Raw genomic sequence first — 17420 nt, 5'->3', positions numbered from 1 at the left:
TAATTTCCAGACCACAACTCGTAAGGGTTGTGGTTTTTTTATTTTTTCTTGAAAATGGTATCCAAGGAGTACTTTCCTCCCCCGAATGCCAATAAACCTAGAAATACCAGGCAGTATAAAAGTGGAAGCTCTTTCCTTCCAAATGGATCATCCCAATGGGCGTAGAAAGCTGCTGTAAGCATGGTAATCATTAATGGGATACTAGCCAGGCGAACCTTGACACCCAGAATAATCAAGGCAGAACAAATCACTTCTGCGAAGATCGCCAGCGCCAAAGAGAAGGTTGGACCCAATCCGAAAGGATCTGCAAACTTCACCTCATCAGCCATGATTCTTCCAATTTTGGGAATGCCATGTGTTAGCATCATACCTCCGGCACCAAGACGGATGATTAATAAGACCAAATGATTTTCAATTCCTTTCATTCTTTGGGTTGATTAAGTTCAACATGAAATAAATTAAATCAGATTAAAAAGAATAAACCGTTTGTAAATTTTTAATAGAAATAGAGTAATTGTTTGTTTGAACAAGAATTTTGGTCACCTGTTCATTTAATTAAACCTTCCCACTTCAAAACCGCCAATCTCTATTGAATTATCTTTTTGTTGATGCAGTTCGGCTAAGAGTTTTCCTGTAGCAGGTGCCAATGATATTCCCATCATTGAATGTCCACTTCCCACCAATACATTCGAATAACCAGGGGCAAAACCAATGTAAGGCAATCCATCTGGCGAGCAAGGTCTCAATCCTTTCCAAATATTTTCTGCTTTTGGAAACTTAGCTTGAAAATCTGGATAATAGCGATTAATAGATTCAAAAATACCTTTGACTCTATTCATATTGATAGACTGGTTTGTACCTGCGATCTCCATGGTGCCCCCAAATCTAATCTGCTCTCCATATGGGCTGACCGCTACCTTCATCTCAGTGAGGATACTTGCCTGTTTGATTTCGGGTTTGTTATCTTGAAGAAAAGAATATCCTTTTCCACCCATCATAGGGAGCGAAAAGTTCAGCATTTTTGCCAACTCACCAGACCAAGATCCTCCGCATAAGAGGACTTTCTCGGCGGGGATGGACCCCTTATCAGTAAGAATACTTGACACTTTTCCTCCTGATTTATCAAAACCTAAAACCTGGGTGGAGGCCAATATCTTTACTCCTTTTTCTTCTAAGTAGGTTTTCAAAAAGCTATACAAAGCTCCCGGATCTAAATGTGCATCTCCGGGAAAAAGAACAGCTCCCTTGGCCTTTACTTCTAAGTTTGGCTCTACATTCCTAATGTCTGATGGTATCAATACCTCAGCTTCTAAGCCATATTTTCTTGCCAGATGTGCAAATTCAACCTCTTCCTTTTCAACGGCTTCGGTTTGATAAACCATCATCAAGCCTTTTTCCTGTAATGCCAAATGCGCCTCAGGGTGTTCATCTTTAAAATTCAGATAAAGTGCCTTACTGAGTAAGCTTAGATTTTTCAGAAAAGGGATAGCTTTTTCTACCTGTTTTTGATTGGCAGATTTGAAAAATAACAAACACCATTGTAGGAGTTTGTAGTCTAATCTGGGATGGATATAAAATGGACTCTTGGAGGAAAACATCCAGGAAATCCCCTTTGTAATCATACCCGGCGCTGCCAATGGGATGATATGGCTCGGTACGATCATTCCCGCATTGCCCGTAGAGCAATTATCTTGAAGGTCGGTGCGATCAATAATCGTTACCTCAATTCCCTCTTTTTGTAGAAAATAAGCGGAAAAGAGTCCTACAATTCCTCCGCCGATGATGATGGTTGGTTTCATAATTAGAAGCTAGAAGCTAGATACAAGAAACAAGATTCCATAAAGTCTAATTTCTTGGCTCTCGCATCTTGACTCTTAAATGACTTGGAATCCATGTACATAAGGATCATCATCATCCAATATGATGGTGTTGTATCCATAAACTTTTGCCCAGCCTTCAATACTGGGTACTATGGCTGGTTTTCCAGCAATACTGGTAACCTCTTCAATTCTGCCAATAAACTTGGATCCAATAAAGCTTTCATGAATAAATTTCTCTCCGGGTTTCAACCAACCTTTCGCATACCACTGGGCCATTCTGGCTGAAGTGCCAGTCCCACATGGAGAGCGGTCAATAGCTTTATCTCCATAGAATACCGCATTTCTTGCGGTGCTGCTTTCTGCTAGGGTTTTTCCGGTCCAAAGAACATGAGAAAGCCCCCGGATTTGTTCGTGTTCGGGATGTATAAACTCATAGCGCTCATTCATTTTTTTTCGGAGATTTCTGGCCATTGAGATCAACTGTTCAGCCTTGTAATGCTCCAAGCCCTGAAAATTTTCCTGTGGGTCAACAATACAGTAAAAATTCCCGCCATAGGCCACATCCACTTTCAATTTGCCCAGTTCTTCAATTTCAACTTCCAAATCTTCCGCTGCCAGATAACTTTTGACATTGGTAAGTTTAACTGACTTCACTTTCTTGCCTTCCTGCTGATATTCGACCAAGACCAAACCGGCAGGAGCTTCCATTCTCAAGAATCCTGGAGTTTTGGGATATACCAAACCCTCTTCTATAGCAATGGTGATCGTTCCTATCGTACCGTGCCCGCACATGGGGAGGCATCCGGAAGTTTCGATAAAGAGCACTGCCAAATCATTTTCGGGATTATGCGGAGGGAAAAGCATAGAGCCTGACATCATATCATGACCCCTTGGTTCGAACATCAATCCCGTGCGAATCCAGTCGTAATTTTCCAGAAAATATTGTCTTTTTTCCAACATGGAGTTTCCGTGAAGGAAAGGGACTCCACCTGAAACTACCCGGACAGGATTGCCACAAGTATGGGCATCGATACAGCTGAATGTGTGACGAGACATTAAATGAAATGAAAGGTTTAAATTATATTGAAATATTCCCTCCTTCGTCGGGTGAAATATATCATACCAAGATTTCAGAAATACTAATTGAAAAGTATTTCACCCTGCTTGCTGGGCATATTTCCACTGTATTTCTATTGTATCTTATTTTTTATACTCACCATTCACCATTCTCCAGATTCCCAGTGGATTTCCATCTTTCAATGCATCTGGAAGCAATTCCTGTGGCATGTCCTGGAAAGCAATTGGTCTTGCAAATCGTTTGATGGCATAAGCTCCAACTGAGGTGCCTCTAGCGTCTGTAGTGGATGGGTATGGGCCACCATGCTGCATGGCAAAACCCACTTCAACTCCCGTTGGAACTCCTTTAAACAACAATCTTCCGCACTTTTCTTCCAGCAAATTCAACAAGAATAGCTGATCTTGTAATTCATGATTTTCAGCCCAAATAGTAATGGTTAATTGACCATGGAGGTGTTTTGCAATTTCGAGTAATTCATCCTGATTTTCATATACCACCATCATGGCGAATGCACCAAAAACCTCTTTTTGGAAAACAGTATCTTTGAGCCAATCCGAAGCTTTGATCTCGGCTAAGGCAGTACTCCCGTTGATCAAATGTTGAGGATCGGCTACTTTAACCCATCTCAATTCCTCTCTGGATTGTAAGTATTGTATAGAGTCGTAGTAGGCTTGAGCGATTCCAGGATGAAGCATAGGAGCTGAAGCGATATCATTTAATTCATCAGATATTGCCTTTTCAAAAGCTTTTGCTTGAGCTTTTGGGACGAATATTAATCCGGGATTAGTGCAAAACTGCCCAACTCCCAAAGTTAGGGAGCCTACAAAAGCTTTTGCCAAAGGTTCCAGCTGATTTGCCAACTTCTCTTTGAAACAAAAAATAGGATTCACTGAGCCCATTTCCGCATAAACAGGGATAGGTTCCTCTCTTTGATTAGCTAGATCAAACAAGGCCTTTCCTCCCTTATGTGAACCTGTAAAACCTACAGCCTTTGCCAAAGGATGTTTGACCAATTCCTGACCAATGTCTATTCCTCCTTCCACATGGCTGAAAATCCCGGAAGGAAGGCTTGATTTCAGAATTGCTTGGTGAATACAATCTGCTACTTTTTTGGAAGTTTCTGGATGTGCAGGATGCGCCTTGTAAATAACAGGGCATCCGGCTGCCAGAGCAGATATAGTATCCCCTCCCGCTGTGGAGAAGGCTAAGGGAAAGTTACTTGCCCCGAACACTACCACCGGCCCTAAAGGGCTGAGCATTCTCCTGATATCAGCTTTAGGAAGTGGTTGCCTGTTTGGATCTGCAGGATCCACGGTCGCTTCTAGCCAGGAACCTTCCCTTACCAAACCCGCGAATAGACGAATTTGGCCAACTGTTCTTCCTAATTCACCATTAATTCTACCCTCAGGTAAGTTGGATTCCTCTACGGCTAAGGGTACAATTTCTTCCCTGTTAGCCTCGAGTGTTTCTGCTATAGAATCTAAAAAAGCTGCCTTTTCTTTTCCTGATATATTCTTATAAAACAAAAAGGCCTCTTGTGCGGAGTTGAAAATCTGGTCTAAGTTCATGGGCTTAAAGTATGAATTATGCTAGAAATACCATGGGAATACCCTGAAATATGCTTCAATTCGCAAAATAATTTACCCTGCTTGCAAGGAGTATTTTGAGGGATCCCTAATTTATTTCCTTTCTATATTTTCGGACGGTTTTGTATTCCGTCCAAAATGATTTTTTCTATCCTTTCTCTTTCTTCTCCAATTATAGTTAGTCTAGGAGCACGGACATGCTCAGAGCCGATACCACAATGCTGTTCAGCTAGCTTAATATACTGAACTAGTTTCGGATGAATGTCCAGTTCCAATAAAGGTAAAAACCATTGATAAATTTTTCTGGCTTCATCGATTTTACCCTCTTGAATCAAGTTATAAACAGCCACCGTTTCCTTTGGAAAAGCGCAAACCAAACCTGCAACCCAGCCAACTGCACCCATTAGCAATTCTTCCATTGCCAAGGTATCTACCCCACATAGAATTTTGAATCGGTCCCCAAAGCGATTATGCATACGGGTGACATTTGAGATATCTCTTGTAGATTCTTTAATTGCCTGGATATTTTGGCATTCCGCCAATTCTTCAAACATGTCCAGCGTTACCAAAGTCTTGTAATCTACCGGGTTGTTATAAATCATCATAGGTAACTGGGTAGAATTAGCAACTGCCTTGAAATAGGCAACAACCTCTCTGGCATCTGCGGCATAACGCATAGGAGGCAGGATCATCAGACCAGACGCTCCTAGCTTTTCTGCTTCTTTTGCCCAATCTATGGCATCTCTTGTAGCCCCTTCTGCAATATTCAGGATTACAGGAACTTTTCCTCCAATGTATTGAACAGTTTCTTTTGTCAGTTGTATTTTTTCTTCCTGAGACAAAACAGAACTTTCTCCCAAAGTTCCTCCCAGAATAATTCCATGCACCCCGGACTCCAATTGGAAATCCAGATTTTTAAAGAATAAATCCATATCCAAGGATCCATCTTTGTGAAACTTGGTAGTGACTGCGGGGAAAACGCCTTTCCAATTCATAAGCTTTAATTATTTGATCTTTATTGGATCAAAGGTAGCTAAGAGCAAGTGGAAAGACTTTTACAGGATTAATCTATACTGATACTATATTGATTATATTTATGATTATTAATTCACAATTGAATAATTTGATATTAATTTATGGATATCCGCTTTCTTACCATTATTGACAAAAATTCGGCTTCTTGTCTGCTGAAAAGATCAGAATCCGGAAGCTTCGGTCTTCGGTCTTCCAACCTGTCAAGCAAGGAAAATAAGGCAACTGGCATGATTGCGGATAATCAGATATTAATATTTCAATGTCAAAAGTAATTTCCTTTCAGATACCTAAATCCCAAAAGGAGTTTATCCGGTTTCAAAAAGACCGTGGAAATCACTTTTATGACAAGTTGCATCAGCACCCCCAACTACAACTCACCTTAATTCTAGAGGGGAAAGGGCAGTTTTTAAGTGGGGATTACGTGGGAAGGTTTGAGCCGGGAGATATCTTTTTTTTGGGAGAAAATGTGCCACATGTATTTAGGAGTGATCCAGAATATTTTGAAGCGGATTCTAATTTAAAAGCTGCCGGGAATACTCTGTTTTTTGATTTTCAGGCTTTAGGGGATTCTATTTTGGAGGTAGAAGACTTGCAGGGACTGCGAAGCTTAAGCCAAACTAAGGGAGCCTGTTTTCAGGTTTCAGGGGCTTGTAGAGATAGGTTAACGGAATTGATAGCGGAATTTGAAAGCTGTAATGGACTGTTCCGATTTCAGAAAGGAATGGAAATGTTAGCTGTTTTAGAGAAAGCTAAAGATGATTTAAACGCCTTGAATCATGCTGAATTGAACTGGGGTTTGTCGGAGAAAGATGGCAGTAGGATGGATATTATTTTGCGTTTTTTGCTGGAAAACAAAAACCGGACTATAAGGCTAGAGGAAGCAGCAAGTGTGGCATCGATGAGTAAGGAAGCTTTTTGTAGATTTTTCAAATTGAGAACGAGAAAAACATTTACCCAATACCTCAATCAATTGAGGGTAAATGAAGCATTGAAGCTTTTGGAAGAAACGGAGCTGGGAATTGCTGAAATTGCCTTTCAGGTAGGGTTTGAAAATCTATCCTATTTCAATAGGGCTTTTAGAAAAATCCAAGGGGAGACACCTTCTTATTTTAGACGAAAAAGAAACTAAAAAGCCCTGAAATTTTCAGGGCTTTTAAATCAGATTGAAATAGAAGTTGTATTATCATCAGGAACTCGATCAATCAGCTTATTGTAAGGGTCAATTCCTGCTTTCACAGGTACTCCTCCTTTTACCTTTATAGTGATTGTGGATGCTCCAGGTTTGATTTTATGCTTTTGAATATAGAGTGGATTAACTCGAGTTCTTCCATTTTCATCCTTATCCTCCGCTGCAAATACACCTATATCAATGTAATCAGCTTTATATTCAGCATTGGACTCTCTTCCTGTTTCGTCTGCATAGAGCTTTTGAGAGCGAATGTTTAGGGTGATTTCGTATTCGTTATCTCCCAACTTTTTGGTGCTCACAGATTCTGCTCTATTATCATACAAGGTGATCTTATTCCAGGTATCGTCTAGATAGTATTGAATGCTATCAGGAGTAACTGCTTTAAGATGTCTGTATAAATCCGAACTTCCCGGGAAAGGAGGGCTTTGCCTCAAACCAAATTCCTTATTGAAGTTGTACAAAGCTGAATCCATTGCTTCCGCACCTATTAGATCCCGTAAGCCATAAAGAATCAAGCTACCTTTGTTGTACCATTGGTAAGGTCTGTTACAGTTGATGAAAACGTTCTCTTTTTTACTTTCATTTGATCGACCTCTCAAATAGTCATCTAGTTCGTCTTTGAGGAATCGCTTCATATTGTCTTTCCCATATCTTCTTTCTGTGAGAATGAGTGCAGAAAACTCTGCCAAGGCCTCCGAAGTCAAATTGGAACCTCGGGTATAGTTGGGGGTAATTTGATGGCCCCACCACTGATGAGCCAACTCATGCGCAGTCACGTAATACACGTAATCGAAGTCATCGGGATTTTTGAAGTCGGCAACCCATCCAAAACTTTCGGAAAAGGGAACGGTATTCGGGAAGGACTGAGCAAATCTTGCGTAGCGAGGAAATTCCAATAATCTCATTTGCCTAAACTGGAAATTTCCATAAGTCTCCGAAAAATAGGTTAACCCATCTTTGTAAGCCTGAAGGAAGCGGTCGAGATTGTAGGCATGCTTTTTATCGTAAAAGATTTCAATATCCACTTTCTGACCATCCGGTAATTCAGCTACGTCTTTCAATACCTCATATTCTGCCGAAACAAAGGTGAAGAAGGCCTGAATGGGAGTATCCTGAATATAATGGAAATATCTTCGTCCGTTTTCTTCCCACTCCTTTTGCAAATAACCCGGAGCTACAGCAATCTGTGATGGGATGGTACTTACTACAGCTTCGAATTGAATGAAATCTGCATCGTCCGCAAACAAAAGGGTTCTTTTACCCTGAGGATCATCGTGAGGTGGCAGATCCTCCGGTTTTTCCGGAAGCTCGTATTTTCTTCTGTCTTCATCAGAGGAAATTTCCGCTTGTGAATTATAGCCAATTTCTGGAATACCCCCTGAGAAGAAAGTTCCGTTATAAACCAGTTCACGTCCATAGCCAGAATTAGGGAATCCCTGATTGGTTGCCTTACTGATAATTGTAAAACTCAAAGTATCACCTGGCATCATAGTCTCCGGCAAAGCAGTGATTTTATACCATTCTCTTTCGGGTTTCCTGCCAAAAACTTGAAACAATCTAGATTTGTAGTCAAGTGGGAAGCGATGTGTCAAGGTGTCTCCATTCAAAACAACCTTAAAGTCATCCAAAGAGGTAGAGTTAAAATGAATGGAGTCTATTGGAGCTTCAGTTTTATTGACAAGTTCCACCTCTGCTGAAAAATATGCATCGCGTTCTAAAGGATAAAGATCTGCTTGAATAGTTACTTTCGTGTATTTGGGTTGAGGGATGCCTTCATATTTCTTAAGCTGCTTTTCATAAGCTACTTGTCTTCTTGTTCCCTCTTCAGGAGTCAGATAGCCATTTTCATAAACGACAGTTTGATAGATATAGGCTCCTGATAAAATTGCCAACAGGAGAAATGCGAAAGAGACTCTTGGTGCCAGGCTAGAAAGTCTGGATTTGGCTGTTTTCCATCTGCTTTTGAAAGAATTTTCAGTACCTCTTGAGAAGAAAATACTGAAGAATAAAACCAAGAATATTCCCCAGGCAGTCCAGTAAATATTGAACCAGAAAAGAGGTTCTCCAAAATGCCCCAAGCCATTCATGTCGCTCCAGGTATAACCTGGTTTATAGCTATAGAAAAACAGATTGAAATTGTAATCTGCAAATCCTCTAAGGATTAACATAACCAGCCAAATTCCAATAGCGGCTGCATGCCCTGCAAACTTATTGTTGACAACCAAATGAACGGCAAACACCAACATGACCATTTGCAAATAATCCGGCAACCCAATCAAGTAAGAGTCGGTGAGATAGACTCCTAAATCGTATTTGAAATACCCTTTAAGAGTCTGGACAATGATGCCCACAAAAATTGGGATGGTAGTTAAAATCAGACAGATGAATGCCATTCCCAAAAACTTGGAGGCAATGACTACCGTGTCCTTAACAGGGAAAGTATCATTGATTACAGAGTAGCCTGTGGCTTTATCTCTGTGTAAACTTTCTCCGGTGAAAAACACGATTATGATGAACACAAAGAGGTTGTAATCGAAAGTTTTATACTCCATCAAAAAGCTGGTGGATGGAAGGTTTGGCACAGAGTAAAGAGTAATCCCAATCCAAAAATCCAGTATCAGAAATATCAATCCACCCAATAAGATGGATTTGAAATAAACATCTTTGGAAATATTTTGGATTTCGATTTTGGTCAGGGTTTTTAAACTGCTCCATTGATAGGCCTTGGAAAAGTCTGAGACTGACTCGATTTTTCCCTGAATAAATCCTTTTTCCTTTACTTCTTTCTCCTTGCTTTTCTTCTGCGAGGTTTGGAAAAAATAATTGAAGCTAAACCTAAAATAGGAGGCTACGAAAAACACCAAGCCTACCGCCATCCAAAGCAACCTGTTCAACAGTAGGTTTCCTTCAAGAGGAAGAAAATAGCTGTTTTGCTCAAAAGGAGTTAAGTAGCGAGTTTCATATGCAAAGGAGTTGAGGCCAAAAGGGTCGATCAGTTGGACAATATTTTTGTTCTCAATATCCTGAGCCAGAAAATTTGCTAATAGGTAAGCAATAAAAATCACTATTCCTCCGGTATAAATGGAGCGGATATTCCTAGTGAAAATAATCAATGAGAAGAATAAGGATCCGGCCAACCAAAGGTTTGGAACCAATAAGGTAAACCAAGGCTGTAAATAATTAACCAAGGAATTAGGGCCATATCGCTCTACATCAGTTCCGAATGCTGGACCCAAAAGGCTGCCCAAATAAACCCCCAACAAGGCTCCAGAGGAAATGAATAATAAGGTCACAAATGAACCCCAAAATCTTCCCATGAAATAGCCAAATTTGGATATGGGGTAACTGAACATAAAGGTAGCTGTTTTATGCTCCAAATCCCTGTAAAGGGGTACTCCCATTACCGCTGACGCAATTAAAATCCCAAAAATTGAGATCAATAATAGGAGGTTGGCGATTACAATTGGGGCATTATGAAATACCTTTTCTGAAGCCGGAGTGTTCCCCGTACCAATTAGAATCAAGGCAACTACAAATAATAAAAGAAAATAAATCCAGGTTGCCGGTCTCGTAAATCTGTACTTTAATTCGAAAAGAAAGATATCCTTAAACATAGCGCAAGATTAAATAGTGATAGGATCTACTTTTTTCGAAATAAAGCTGAAGTATACATCTTCTAAATCTGCCTGACTTGGTTCAAAACCATTCCCGGGAGCTGCTTCACTTTCCACACGCAAGCTTAATTTGCCTTCAATAAGCTTGGTAGAGATCACATGGTAATCCTGGCGATATTGATCTAATTCACTTTTATCAATGGATTTTTTATAAATTTTCCCTTGTACCATAGCTAAGCCGTCTTTAGGTTTTCCCTGCATCAGTAATTCTCCCATGCAAATGATGGCCATATTTGAACAAAGGGTATTTACATCTTCGACGATGTGTGTAGAAAGAATCACGATAGTATTTTCTCCGATTTCGGAAAGTAAATTGTAAAAGCGGTTTCTTTCAGATGGATCTAATCCTGCTGTAGGTTCATCAACTATGATCAGACTCGGGTTTCCAACAAGTGCTTGAGCAATTCCAAATCGCTGTCTCATACCTCCAGAGTAAGTTCCCAAACCTTTCTTTCTATCCTTATACAAGTTTACCCTATTCAATAGTGAAGCTACCAGCTCCTTTCGCTCAGATTTATTTCCAATTCCCTTCATTTGCGCAATATGATCCAGCATAGTCTCAGCATTGATTCTAGGGTATAAGCCGAAATCCTGAGGGAGATATCCCAAGCGTTCCCTTACCGACTGTTTATCCTGAAGTACATCAATCCCATCCAGAGAAATGCTTCCTTCATCAGCATCCTGAAGAGTAGCTATCGTACGCATTAAGGTTGACTTTCCAGCGCCATTTGGACCTAATAATCCAAACATTCCCTGTGGGATGGTGAGTGAGATATCATTGAGGGCTTTCACTCCATTGGAGTAAGTTTTGGAGAGGTTTTGAATGATGAGTTCCATAAAAAGAGTTAGGGTTAAGTATAAAGGAATGTAAATTTTGGTTTAGTACGGGAAAACAATTTAATAATTTGATTTTTACTATGTTGTAAGAATTTAGTATTGCAGATTATAATCCTTAGATGCATAAAAGTGAAGGATGGATGCAGAGACGGATGAAAGTTTTTCTTACTAGCTTTATCTTGCACAATAAAACAAAGCACCCAAATGAATTTTAAACTCTGTGATTTAGCCTTTTTCGTTTTACTTATTCTATCAGCTTCCTGTACGAAACGCGAGTTTCTTAAAGAATCCGGTCAAGTGGAGGCGTTTGCCGAAATGGTGGCAACGGATGTCAAGCCTTTGGCTTTAGGCCCTTTGATGTCTGAGGCAGAAATGGATCTTTTTATGCCAGAAGCAGAGAGATTAGCAGAGAAATATCAAATCAGTTTTTTCAGAGAATCAGAGTTAGTTAAAACGAAATTGTTTCCTCAGGATATAGCAGAAGGAAAAGAAGTTCTAATTCTGTACAAGGGAACGGCCTTATTAAACTATGAGGATTTGAAAAAGCGGCTAGCATCTACTTCAGATGAAAAAGAGATCAGGGACTTGAGTCGGCGTTTCGGTAGACTTTTGGGCTATCCCTCATCAGCAATAAATAATTTGTTGGCCGAAAATTCTGAATTCAGGGGCTTGGAAGATTTTCAGATTCAGGGACAGGAGTTGATCTGGTTCTTTCAAGATTTGAATAAAGCAAAAGATTTTTATGCCGAAAAATTGGGCTTGAAGCTTCTGGAGGAGAATGCAAGCTCTGCTACTTTTCAGATAGCAGGAGATTCCCGCTTGGTTCTGAAAAGTGTGGCTGATTCTGAATATTCAGGTCAAGAAGCTAAATCTGTGGCTTTGGCATTATTGACCGATAATTTAGAAGCTTGGTATGAGCATGTTCAGAAGGAAAATATTCCGGTGAAATATTCACTCAAACAAAACCCGGAAGGAGCTCATGATGGATTTGTAGCGATTGATCCAGAAGGCTATTTATTGGAATTTGAAATGTTTCGGCAGCATCCTGAAAATGAAATTTTAATGCCCGAATTGCAAAGCCTGGAGCCTCAGTCAACCAAATTGGGGTCGAATTTGAATTTTTATGGCTCAGTCACCTGGCTTTATTACAAGGATATGCTTCCTATGGAGATTTTTATGACCGAAAATCTGGGTTTGAGATTGTCTGCAGATCAAGGTTGGGCTAAAATTTACCGGGTTTCGGAGAACAGTTATTTGGGATTAGTAGACGAAAAGCGGGGGATGAATAGTTTTGCTGAGGAGAAATTGGTGGAGGTGAAATTTGACTTGAAGGATGCGAATGGTTGGGAGGAATACTTGGAGAAAACTTCAGTGGATTCTACTCGCATAAAGAATACTTTCAAAGATCTTGGCGGGTATTTATTTCGGTTTTGATCTCAATGAAGAAAAAATTTTTACCGCATAGAGATCATAGAAATCATAGACTAAAAACTATAGTTTAAACTACATTTCTAATTTTTTTTATTTTAATTTAATGGGGATATGAACTACACCCAGAAATCTTTAGACGAACTGACTTACCAAGTTTTAGGCGCGGCAATTCATGTACATAAGTTTTTAGGCCCTGGTCTTCTAGAAAGTGTTTATCATCAATGCCTTATCGCTGAGTTTGACTATCGATCTATTAATTATAAATCGGAACTATCAGTTCCAATAATTTATCGGGGTCAGCAACTAGAGACTTTGTTAAGATGTGATTTTTTAGTGGAAGGAGTTTTGGTTCTAGAACTCAAGTCAGTTAATGAGATTTTGCCTATTCACCAAGCCCAGCTAATGAATTATATGAATCTTCTGAAAGCCCCTAAGGGTATTTTGATCAATTTTAATGTAATTAACCTTTTCCAGCAAGGCCAAAAGACTTTTATCAATAAATACTTTGAAAAATTGGATCGTTTCTAATTCTATGTTTTCTATCGTTCCTATGCGGTTTTAAAAGTGGCTATGTGGTTTAACTTAAATAGTAACCTTAGGGTTTATTTGGTATTTTAGACTTTGAACCACCAAGCTCAATTCAATTATGAAAAAAACACTCTTAGTTTTTCTATTTGTTTGCTTTAGTTTTTGGGTGCAGGCCACAGAATTGGCCAATATGATCACCACCTATCAAGCGGATAGGGGAGCACTGGGGCGATTATATACGAATAGACTTTCTGATGAATATTTTGAACGCATGCAAGCATTCAATCAAGAATACTTGGATGCTTTGCAAAGCTACAATTACGAGGCATTCTCTGAGGATGGTAAAATAGACTATGTGCTTTTCAGGAATTATCTCGAGACTCAGTTGGCAGAATTGCAACTTGAAAAAAGGGATTTTGATGCGATCAAAAACGTGGTTGCATTCGGTAGTCCTTTGCATGCATTCGTAGTGGATAGAAGAAGAGCCAAGCAACCCGATTCTCAAGCTTTGGCAGCAAGTTGGAACCAGGTAGCCAATCAAATTGATACGCAATTAAAGACTTTACCGACTACCTCCAAGTACAATTCTTGGCAAAAAGCCGATTTGGCTGCTTCCGCTGTGGAAAGCTTAAACCGTGTGGTAGGAGAGGCTTATAATTTTTACTATGATTATGATCCGCAGTTTACTTGGTGGATGCCTGAGCCTTGGAAGCGATTGGATGCTTCTATGAAAGCCTATGCCAAAGCCTTGAGAGAGCATTATACCAATTCAGTGAAGGATGATGGAAGTGGGATCATCGGAAAGCCTATAGGGCGAGAAGCTCTGCTAAATCAATTGGCATTTGAAATGATAGCTTATACTCCTGAGGAGTTGATTGCTGAAGCGGAAAAGCAATTTGCCTGGTGTGAAAAAGAAATGCTCAAAGCCTCCAATGAATTGGGTTTTGGGAATGACTGGAAAGCAGCATTGGAGATGGTCAAAGAAACCTATTTACCTGAAGGAGCTTGGCCGGAAGAAGTAGTAAGATTGGGAAATGAGGCAATTGACATCATGGAAAAAAATGATTGGATTACCGTGCCTGAATTGGCTAAAGAAACCTGGAGAACATCCATGATTTCTGCAGAAAGGCAGCGAGTAAGTCCCTTCTTTTTGGGGGGAGAGGTGATTCAGATTTCCTATCCTACCTCCGAAATGAGTCATGAGGAAAAAATGATGTCAATGCGAGGGAATAACCCTCACTTTTCCAGAGCTACAGTTCAGCATGAATTGATTCCCGGTCACCACCTGCAGCAATTTATGAATCAGCGCTACATGACTCACAGGCGCTTATTTCGAACACCATTTTGGACGGAGGGTTGGGCCTTGTATTGGGAGTTTGTGCTTTGGGATCGCGATTTTCCAAGAGATGCAAAAGACAAGGTAGGTATGCTATTTTGGAGAATGCACCGTTGCGCACGGATTATCTTTTCTCTCAACTATCATTTAGGAAAAATGACACCTCAGGAATGTATTGATTTACTGGTAAATCGAGTAGGACATGAATACGCCAATGCAGAGGCAGAGGTAAGAAGGTCTTTTGAAGGAAGCTACGGACCGCTTTATCAGATTGCTTATATGATTGGTGCTTTGGAGTTTTATTCCTTGAGAAAAGAAATGGTGGATTCCGGAAAAATGGATGAGAAAGCCTTTCACGACATGATCATGCAGCAAAATACCATGCCCGTGGAAATTTTAAGAGCGAAAGTGACTGGAAAACCTCTAGACAAAAATCACAAAGCCAGCTGGAAGTTTCTGAATTGATTTTCCGTTTTGAACCCTCCAAGGGTTTTAAACCCTTGGAGGGTTAGGACAAAGGAGGCTGAATGGCCTCCTTTTTTACTTTATGTCTTGCCTGATTATTTAATCTTAACTTTTGCTCCCTTTTTGAGGGTGATAATGATTACTCCATTTTTGCCCTTATCTCCGTACACTTCTGTGGCACTTTTATCTTTCAGCACAGTGATACTTTCAATATCATTAGGATTGATATCAAGCTGCTCCATTGAGGATTTTTCCATAGTTCCTGCATCCGAATTGATGACAAAAAGGGGCTGGTCACTGCTGGCTTCCCCAGCTACTACCACATTCACTTTCGAATTTGGAGAAAATCCAGAATAGGTACTATAGGCAGGTTGGCCCGATCTCGTTTGTCCAGTACCACGAAGTCCACTAGCTATTGATCCGCGTACAGAAGTTGAAGGGCTAATACTGGAATATCCTAATACTCGAGTTTGTCCCATCTGTTTGATTTGCTCCTCTGTCAATTCGTTTTTGATGGCAACCAAAGAACTGAGCTGCTTTTTCTTCAATTGGTTTTCGAGCTGTAAAACCTTGTCTAATTGTTTATTAACAGCTAAGGCATCTACTTTAGGCAATTGAAGCATCTTTTCCAATTTGGCATTGGCTTCATCCAAGTCCCATTTTAGGGTAGAGAATTCTCCAGCATTTTCTGCATGGATTTTTTTAATCTTAGTGGCTTGGGCATCAGTCAGGTTGATTTTCTCCCGTGCCTCCATGATTTGGTCGGCAGAGTATAAATTCTTTTTGAAAATATCCTGGGCCATCACAATAGAAGAAAGCAGGAAAAGGGGGATTATTAATAGGTTTTTCATAGGTTAAGTTGGTTTAGCTTAGAATTCTGTTAGTAATGAGGAGGTGCTTGACTCCCAAACATCGATGTATGCCTTTTCCTCTATAATCAATGTTTGCTGCTGATTTTCATTTTCTTGAAGAGAAATAATAATTACCTCATTGGGCGCTTCTTTGGCTGGTTCTTGTTGATACCATAATAATCCTCCAACGAGTAAGGATGCAGCTATTCCCATTGGGAACCACCAATTAAAGGTGCTCACCTTTGTTTCCGGGAATTCGGGAATAGGAAGGTTTTGATCTTGCTTCTTCATTTCAGAGAAAAAGTCTTTTATCAGTTGATCATTTTCCATGATATTCCAGTATTTGGGATTTTAAGATTAATTCTTTGAGTTTCTTTTTTCCGCGCTCGTAATGAGTTCGGGCCGTTCCAAGGCTGATTTGAAGGATCTCAGCACTTTCAGCAATAGTCATTTGGTGGTAAAAAACCGAAGTAATGACTTCTCTTTGCATTGTCGGAAGTTGGCTGAGAATTGCCTCAAAATTCAATTCTTCAGTATCCTTCTCAGGTTCTATAAAATCATCCTTTTCTCCTAAGGCCTGCAGTCTATTTCCTTTTCTCAATGAATCTATGCAAGTATATCGGATGATTGAAAAAAGCCAGGTTTTAACCTTAGTAGCATCTTTTAGCTTAGCTTTTCCTTCAAGGATTTTGAGATAAGATTGCTGAAGCATGTCTTTAGCGAGTTCATCATCAAATTGACAGCATTGCCTTGCCCAGATGTAGGCTTCTCGATGATGAAGCTTTAAGATATGTTCGAGCTGTGACCGATTCATTTACATCCTTTAGTCGGGTAAAGAGAGGAATATATGACAGAACGAAAGGAAAAAAATTAAGATTTTTAAAAAGGTTGAAAACCAATTACCTAAATAATCTATTTCTTAGTCTTAGGATCTCGCACTCTAAACAAATACGCTAGTGTAAACTCCAAATTTGTAGAATTCATGTCGAAAATCCTGTCCTGACTCTCAGGATTGGTGAAGTCATAAGAAAAACGAACCTCTCCCGAAATGGTGCTCTTGCCAAATAGTTTGGAAATCCCTGCTCCACCGGTAAGTCCATACATAAATCGATTCGGCTTGTCGTTGGCTCCTCCGTAAGTAGGAATCACAGGTGTATTGGGGTTGCTGATTTGCCTTTGAACTTCATTAGCTTTCATCAGATAACCAAAATGAGGGCCCATTTTGATTTGAAATCTTCCGCTTCTCCCGGCAAAAAAACTAGCTAGTAATGGGAATTTCAAGTATTCTAACTCTGTCCTATTGACTAAAATGGGTTCATCTTCTCCATTGACCTGCTGAAAGCCCAAAGTGATCCATTGGATATTAAGTTCAATCCCAGCGTTTTTTGAATTAAAATGCTCTACGACCAAGGCAAAAGTGGGCTTACCTACACTCTCGGTGCTGATAGCCCGAAAATTTGCTGCAGGCCTGTATGAATAAGAGGAAGTCGCATAGCCAGCTCTAACCCCAACACTTGTTTGGGAGAATCCAAAATGACTGAGAAAAATTAAAAAAGAAAGCAGGATGAATTGACGCATGTGCAAAATTAA

At 40.0% G+C, this 17420-nt stretch carries 15 protein-coding genes; 4 read left to right on the top strand and 11 right to left on the bottom strand.

Annotated features, from left to right (window positions below):
* Window positions 1-38 precede the first annotated feature (38 nt).
* From GYM62_RS15770 to GYM62_RS15750, 5 genes are all read right to left on the bottom strand, one after another.
* The gene (locus tag GYM62_RS15770; RefSeq protein WP_219957111.1) at window positions 39-425 is read right to left on the bottom strand and encodes a DoxX family protein; all 387 of its coding nucleotides are present in this window, start codon (window positions 423-425) and stop codon (window positions 39-41) included.
* Window positions 426-551: 126 nt separating this feature from the next.
* Complete coding sequence (locus GYM62_RS15765) at window positions 552-1799, bottom strand: FAD-binding oxidoreductase (RefSeq protein WP_219957110.1); 1248 nt, start codon at window positions 1797-1799, stop codon at window positions 552-554.
* Window positions 1800-1874: 75 nt separating this feature from the next.
* Window positions 1875-2876, bottom strand: coding sequence for a 4-hydroxyproline epimerase (locus GYM62_RS15760; protein WP_219957109.1), 1002 nt, complete (start codon window positions 2874-2876; stop codon window positions 1875-1877).
* 144 nt (window positions 2877-3020) lie between these two features.
* The gene (locus GYM62_RS15755) at window positions 3021-4466 is read right to left on the bottom strand and encodes an aldehyde dehydrogenase (NADP(+)) (protein ID WP_219957108.1); all 1446 of its coding nucleotides are present in this window, start codon (window positions 4464-4466) and stop codon (window positions 3021-3023) included.
* A 122-nt stretch (window positions 4467-4588) separates the two neighbouring features.
* A complete protein-coding gene (locus tag GYM62_RS15750; RefSeq protein WP_219957107.1) occupies window positions 4589-5479 on the bottom strand; it encodes a dihydrodipicolinate synthase family protein in 891 nt (296 codons plus the stop codon).
* 299 nt (window positions 5480-5778) lie between these two features.
* On the opposite strand from GYM62_RS15750, the gene GYM62_RS15745 reads away from it, so the two are divergent.
* The gene (locus GYM62_RS15745; RefSeq protein WP_219957106.1) at window positions 5779-6648 is read left to right on the top strand and encodes an AraC family transcriptional regulator; all 870 of its coding nucleotides are present in this window, start codon (window positions 5779-5781) and stop codon (window positions 6646-6648) included.
* A 29-nt stretch (window positions 6649-6677) separates the two neighbouring features.
* Here the strand turns inward: GYM62_RS15745 and GYM62_RS15740 are convergent, their stop codons facing one another.
* Both GYM62_RS15740 and GYM62_RS15735 read right to left on the bottom strand, forming a co-directional pair.
* Window positions 6678-10322, bottom strand: coding sequence for a M1 family aminopeptidase (locus GYM62_RS15740; protein ID WP_219957105.1), 3645 nt, complete (start codon window positions 10320-10322; stop codon window positions 6678-6680).
* 9 nt (window positions 10323-10331) lie between these two features.
* Complete coding sequence (locus GYM62_RS15735; RefSeq protein ID WP_091652309.1) at window positions 10332-11219, bottom strand: ABC transporter ATP-binding protein; 888 nt, start codon at window positions 11217-11219, stop codon at window positions 10332-10334.
* A gap of 204 nt (window positions 11220-11423) precedes the next feature.
* Here GYM62_RS15735 and GYM62_RS15730 point away from each other — a divergent pair, with 204 nt between their 5' ends.
* From GYM62_RS15730 to GYM62_RS15720, 3 genes are all read left to right on the top strand, one after another.
* The gene (locus tag GYM62_RS15730) at window positions 11424-12653 is read left to right on the top strand and encodes a VOC family protein (protein WP_219957104.1); all 1230 of its coding nucleotides are present in this window, start codon (window positions 11424-11426) and stop codon (window positions 12651-12653) included.
* Between the two features lie 108 nt (window positions 12654-12761).
* On the top strand, window positions 12762-13178 hold the full coding sequence (locus GYM62_RS15725; protein ID WP_219957103.1) for a GxxExxY protein: 417 nt from the start codon (window positions 12762-12764) through the stop codon (window positions 13176-13178).
* Window positions 13179-13296: 118 nt separating this feature from the next.
* Complete coding sequence (locus tag GYM62_RS15720) at window positions 13297-14979, top strand: DUF885 family protein (protein ID WP_219957102.1); 1683 nt, start codon at window positions 13297-13299, stop codon at window positions 14977-14979.
* Window positions 14980-15074: 95 nt separating this feature from the next.
* Here GYM62_RS15720 and GYM62_RS15715 read toward each other — a convergent pair whose 3' ends face one another.
* The 4 genes from GYM62_RS15715 to GYM62_RS15700 all read right to left on the bottom strand — a co-directional run bounded on the left by GYM62_RS15715 (window position 15075) and on the right by GYM62_RS15700 (window position 17408).
* Window positions 15075-15830, bottom strand: a complete 756-nt coding sequence (locus GYM62_RS15715) for a Spy/CpxP family protein refolding chaperone (protein WP_219957101.1) — start codon at window positions 15828-15830, stop codon at window positions 15075-15077.
* Between the two features lie 18 nt (window positions 15831-15848).
* Window positions 15849-16160 carry a hypothetical protein gene (locus GYM62_RS15710; RefSeq protein ID WP_219957100.1) on the bottom strand — a complete coding sequence of 104 codons (312 nt, stop codon included), beginning with the start codon at window positions 16158-16160 and terminating at the stop codon, window positions 15849-15851.
* Complete coding sequence (locus GYM62_RS15705) at window positions 16150-16644, bottom strand: RNA polymerase sigma factor (RefSeq protein ID WP_091652319.1); 495 nt, start codon at window positions 16642-16644, stop codon at window positions 16150-16152. Before GYM62_RS15705 ends, GYM62_RS15710 begins: the two co-directional genes overlap by 11 nt.
* A gap of 98 nt (window positions 16645-16742) precedes the next feature.
* On the bottom strand, window positions 16743-17408 hold the full coding sequence (locus GYM62_RS15700; RefSeq protein ID WP_219957099.1) for an outer membrane beta-barrel protein: 666 nt from the start codon (window positions 17406-17408) through the stop codon (window positions 16743-16745).
* Between the last annotated feature and the right edge of the window lie 12 nt (window positions 17409-17420).

The organism is Algoriphagus sp. NBT04N3 (assembly GCF_019443765.1).
Classification (GTDB): domain Bacteria; phylum Bacteroidota; class Bacteroidia; order Cytophagales; family Cyclobacteriaceae; genus Algoriphagus; species Algoriphagus ornithinivorans.
Note: the sequence above shows the minus strand (reverse complement) of the source record. Positions and strands in the feature narration are given on the sequence as shown.

Coding starts and splice junctions, on each gene's coding strand:
- GYM62_RS15770 (WP_219957111.1), bottom strand. CDS start 425: ATGAAAGGAATTGAAAATCATTTGGTCTTATTAATCATCCGTCTTGGT.
- GYM62_RS15765 (WP_219957110.1), bottom strand. CDS start 1,799: ATGAAACCAACCATCATCATCGGCGGAGGAATTGTAGGACTCTTTTCC.
- GYM62_RS15760 (WP_219957109.1), bottom strand. CDS start 2,876: ATGTCTCGTCACACATTCAGCTGTATCGATGCCCATACTTGTGGCAAT.
- GYM62_RS15755 (WP_219957108.1), bottom strand. CDS start 4,466: ATGAACTTAGACCAGATTTTCAACTCCGCACAAGAGGCCTTTTTGTTT.
- GYM62_RS15750 (WP_219957107.1), bottom strand. CDS start 5,479: ATGAATTGGAAAGGCGTTTTCCCCGCAGTCACTACCAAGTTTCACAAA.
- GYM62_RS15745 (WP_219957106.1), top strand. CDS start 5,779: ATGTCAAAAGTAATTTCCTTTCAGATACCTAAATCCCAAAAGGAGTTT.
- GYM62_RS15740 (WP_219957105.1), bottom strand. CDS start 10,322: ATGTTTAAGGATATCTTTCTTTTCGAATTAAAGTACAGATTTACGAGA.
- GYM62_RS15735 (WP_091652309.1), bottom strand. CDS start 11,219: ATGGAACTCATCATTCAAAACCTCTCCAAAACTTACTCCAATGGAGTG.
- GYM62_RS15730 (WP_219957104.1), top strand. CDS start 11,424: ATGAATTTTAAACTCTGTGATTTAGCCTTTTTCGTTTTACTTATTCTA.
- GYM62_RS15725 (WP_219957103.1), top strand. CDS start 12,762: ATGAACTACACCCAGAAATCTTTAGACGAACTGACTTACCAAGTTTTA.
- GYM62_RS15720 (WP_219957102.1), top strand. CDS start 13,297: ATGAAAAAAACACTCTTAGTTTTTCTATTTGTTTGCTTTAGTTTTTGG.
- GYM62_RS15715 (WP_219957101.1), bottom strand. CDS start 15,830: ATGAAAAACCTATTAATAATCCCCCTTTTCCTGCTTTCTTCTATTGTG.
- GYM62_RS15710 (WP_219957100.1), bottom strand. CDS start 16,160: ATGGAAAATGATCAACTGATAAAAGACTTTTTCTCTGAAATGAAGAAG.
- GYM62_RS15705 (WP_091652319.1), bottom strand. CDS start 16,644: ATGAATCGGTCACAGCTCGAACATATCTTAAAGCTTCATCATCGAGAA.
- GYM62_RS15700 (WP_219957099.1), bottom strand. CDS start 17,408: ATGCGTCAATTCATCCTGCTTTCTTTTTTAATTTTTCTCAGTCATTTT.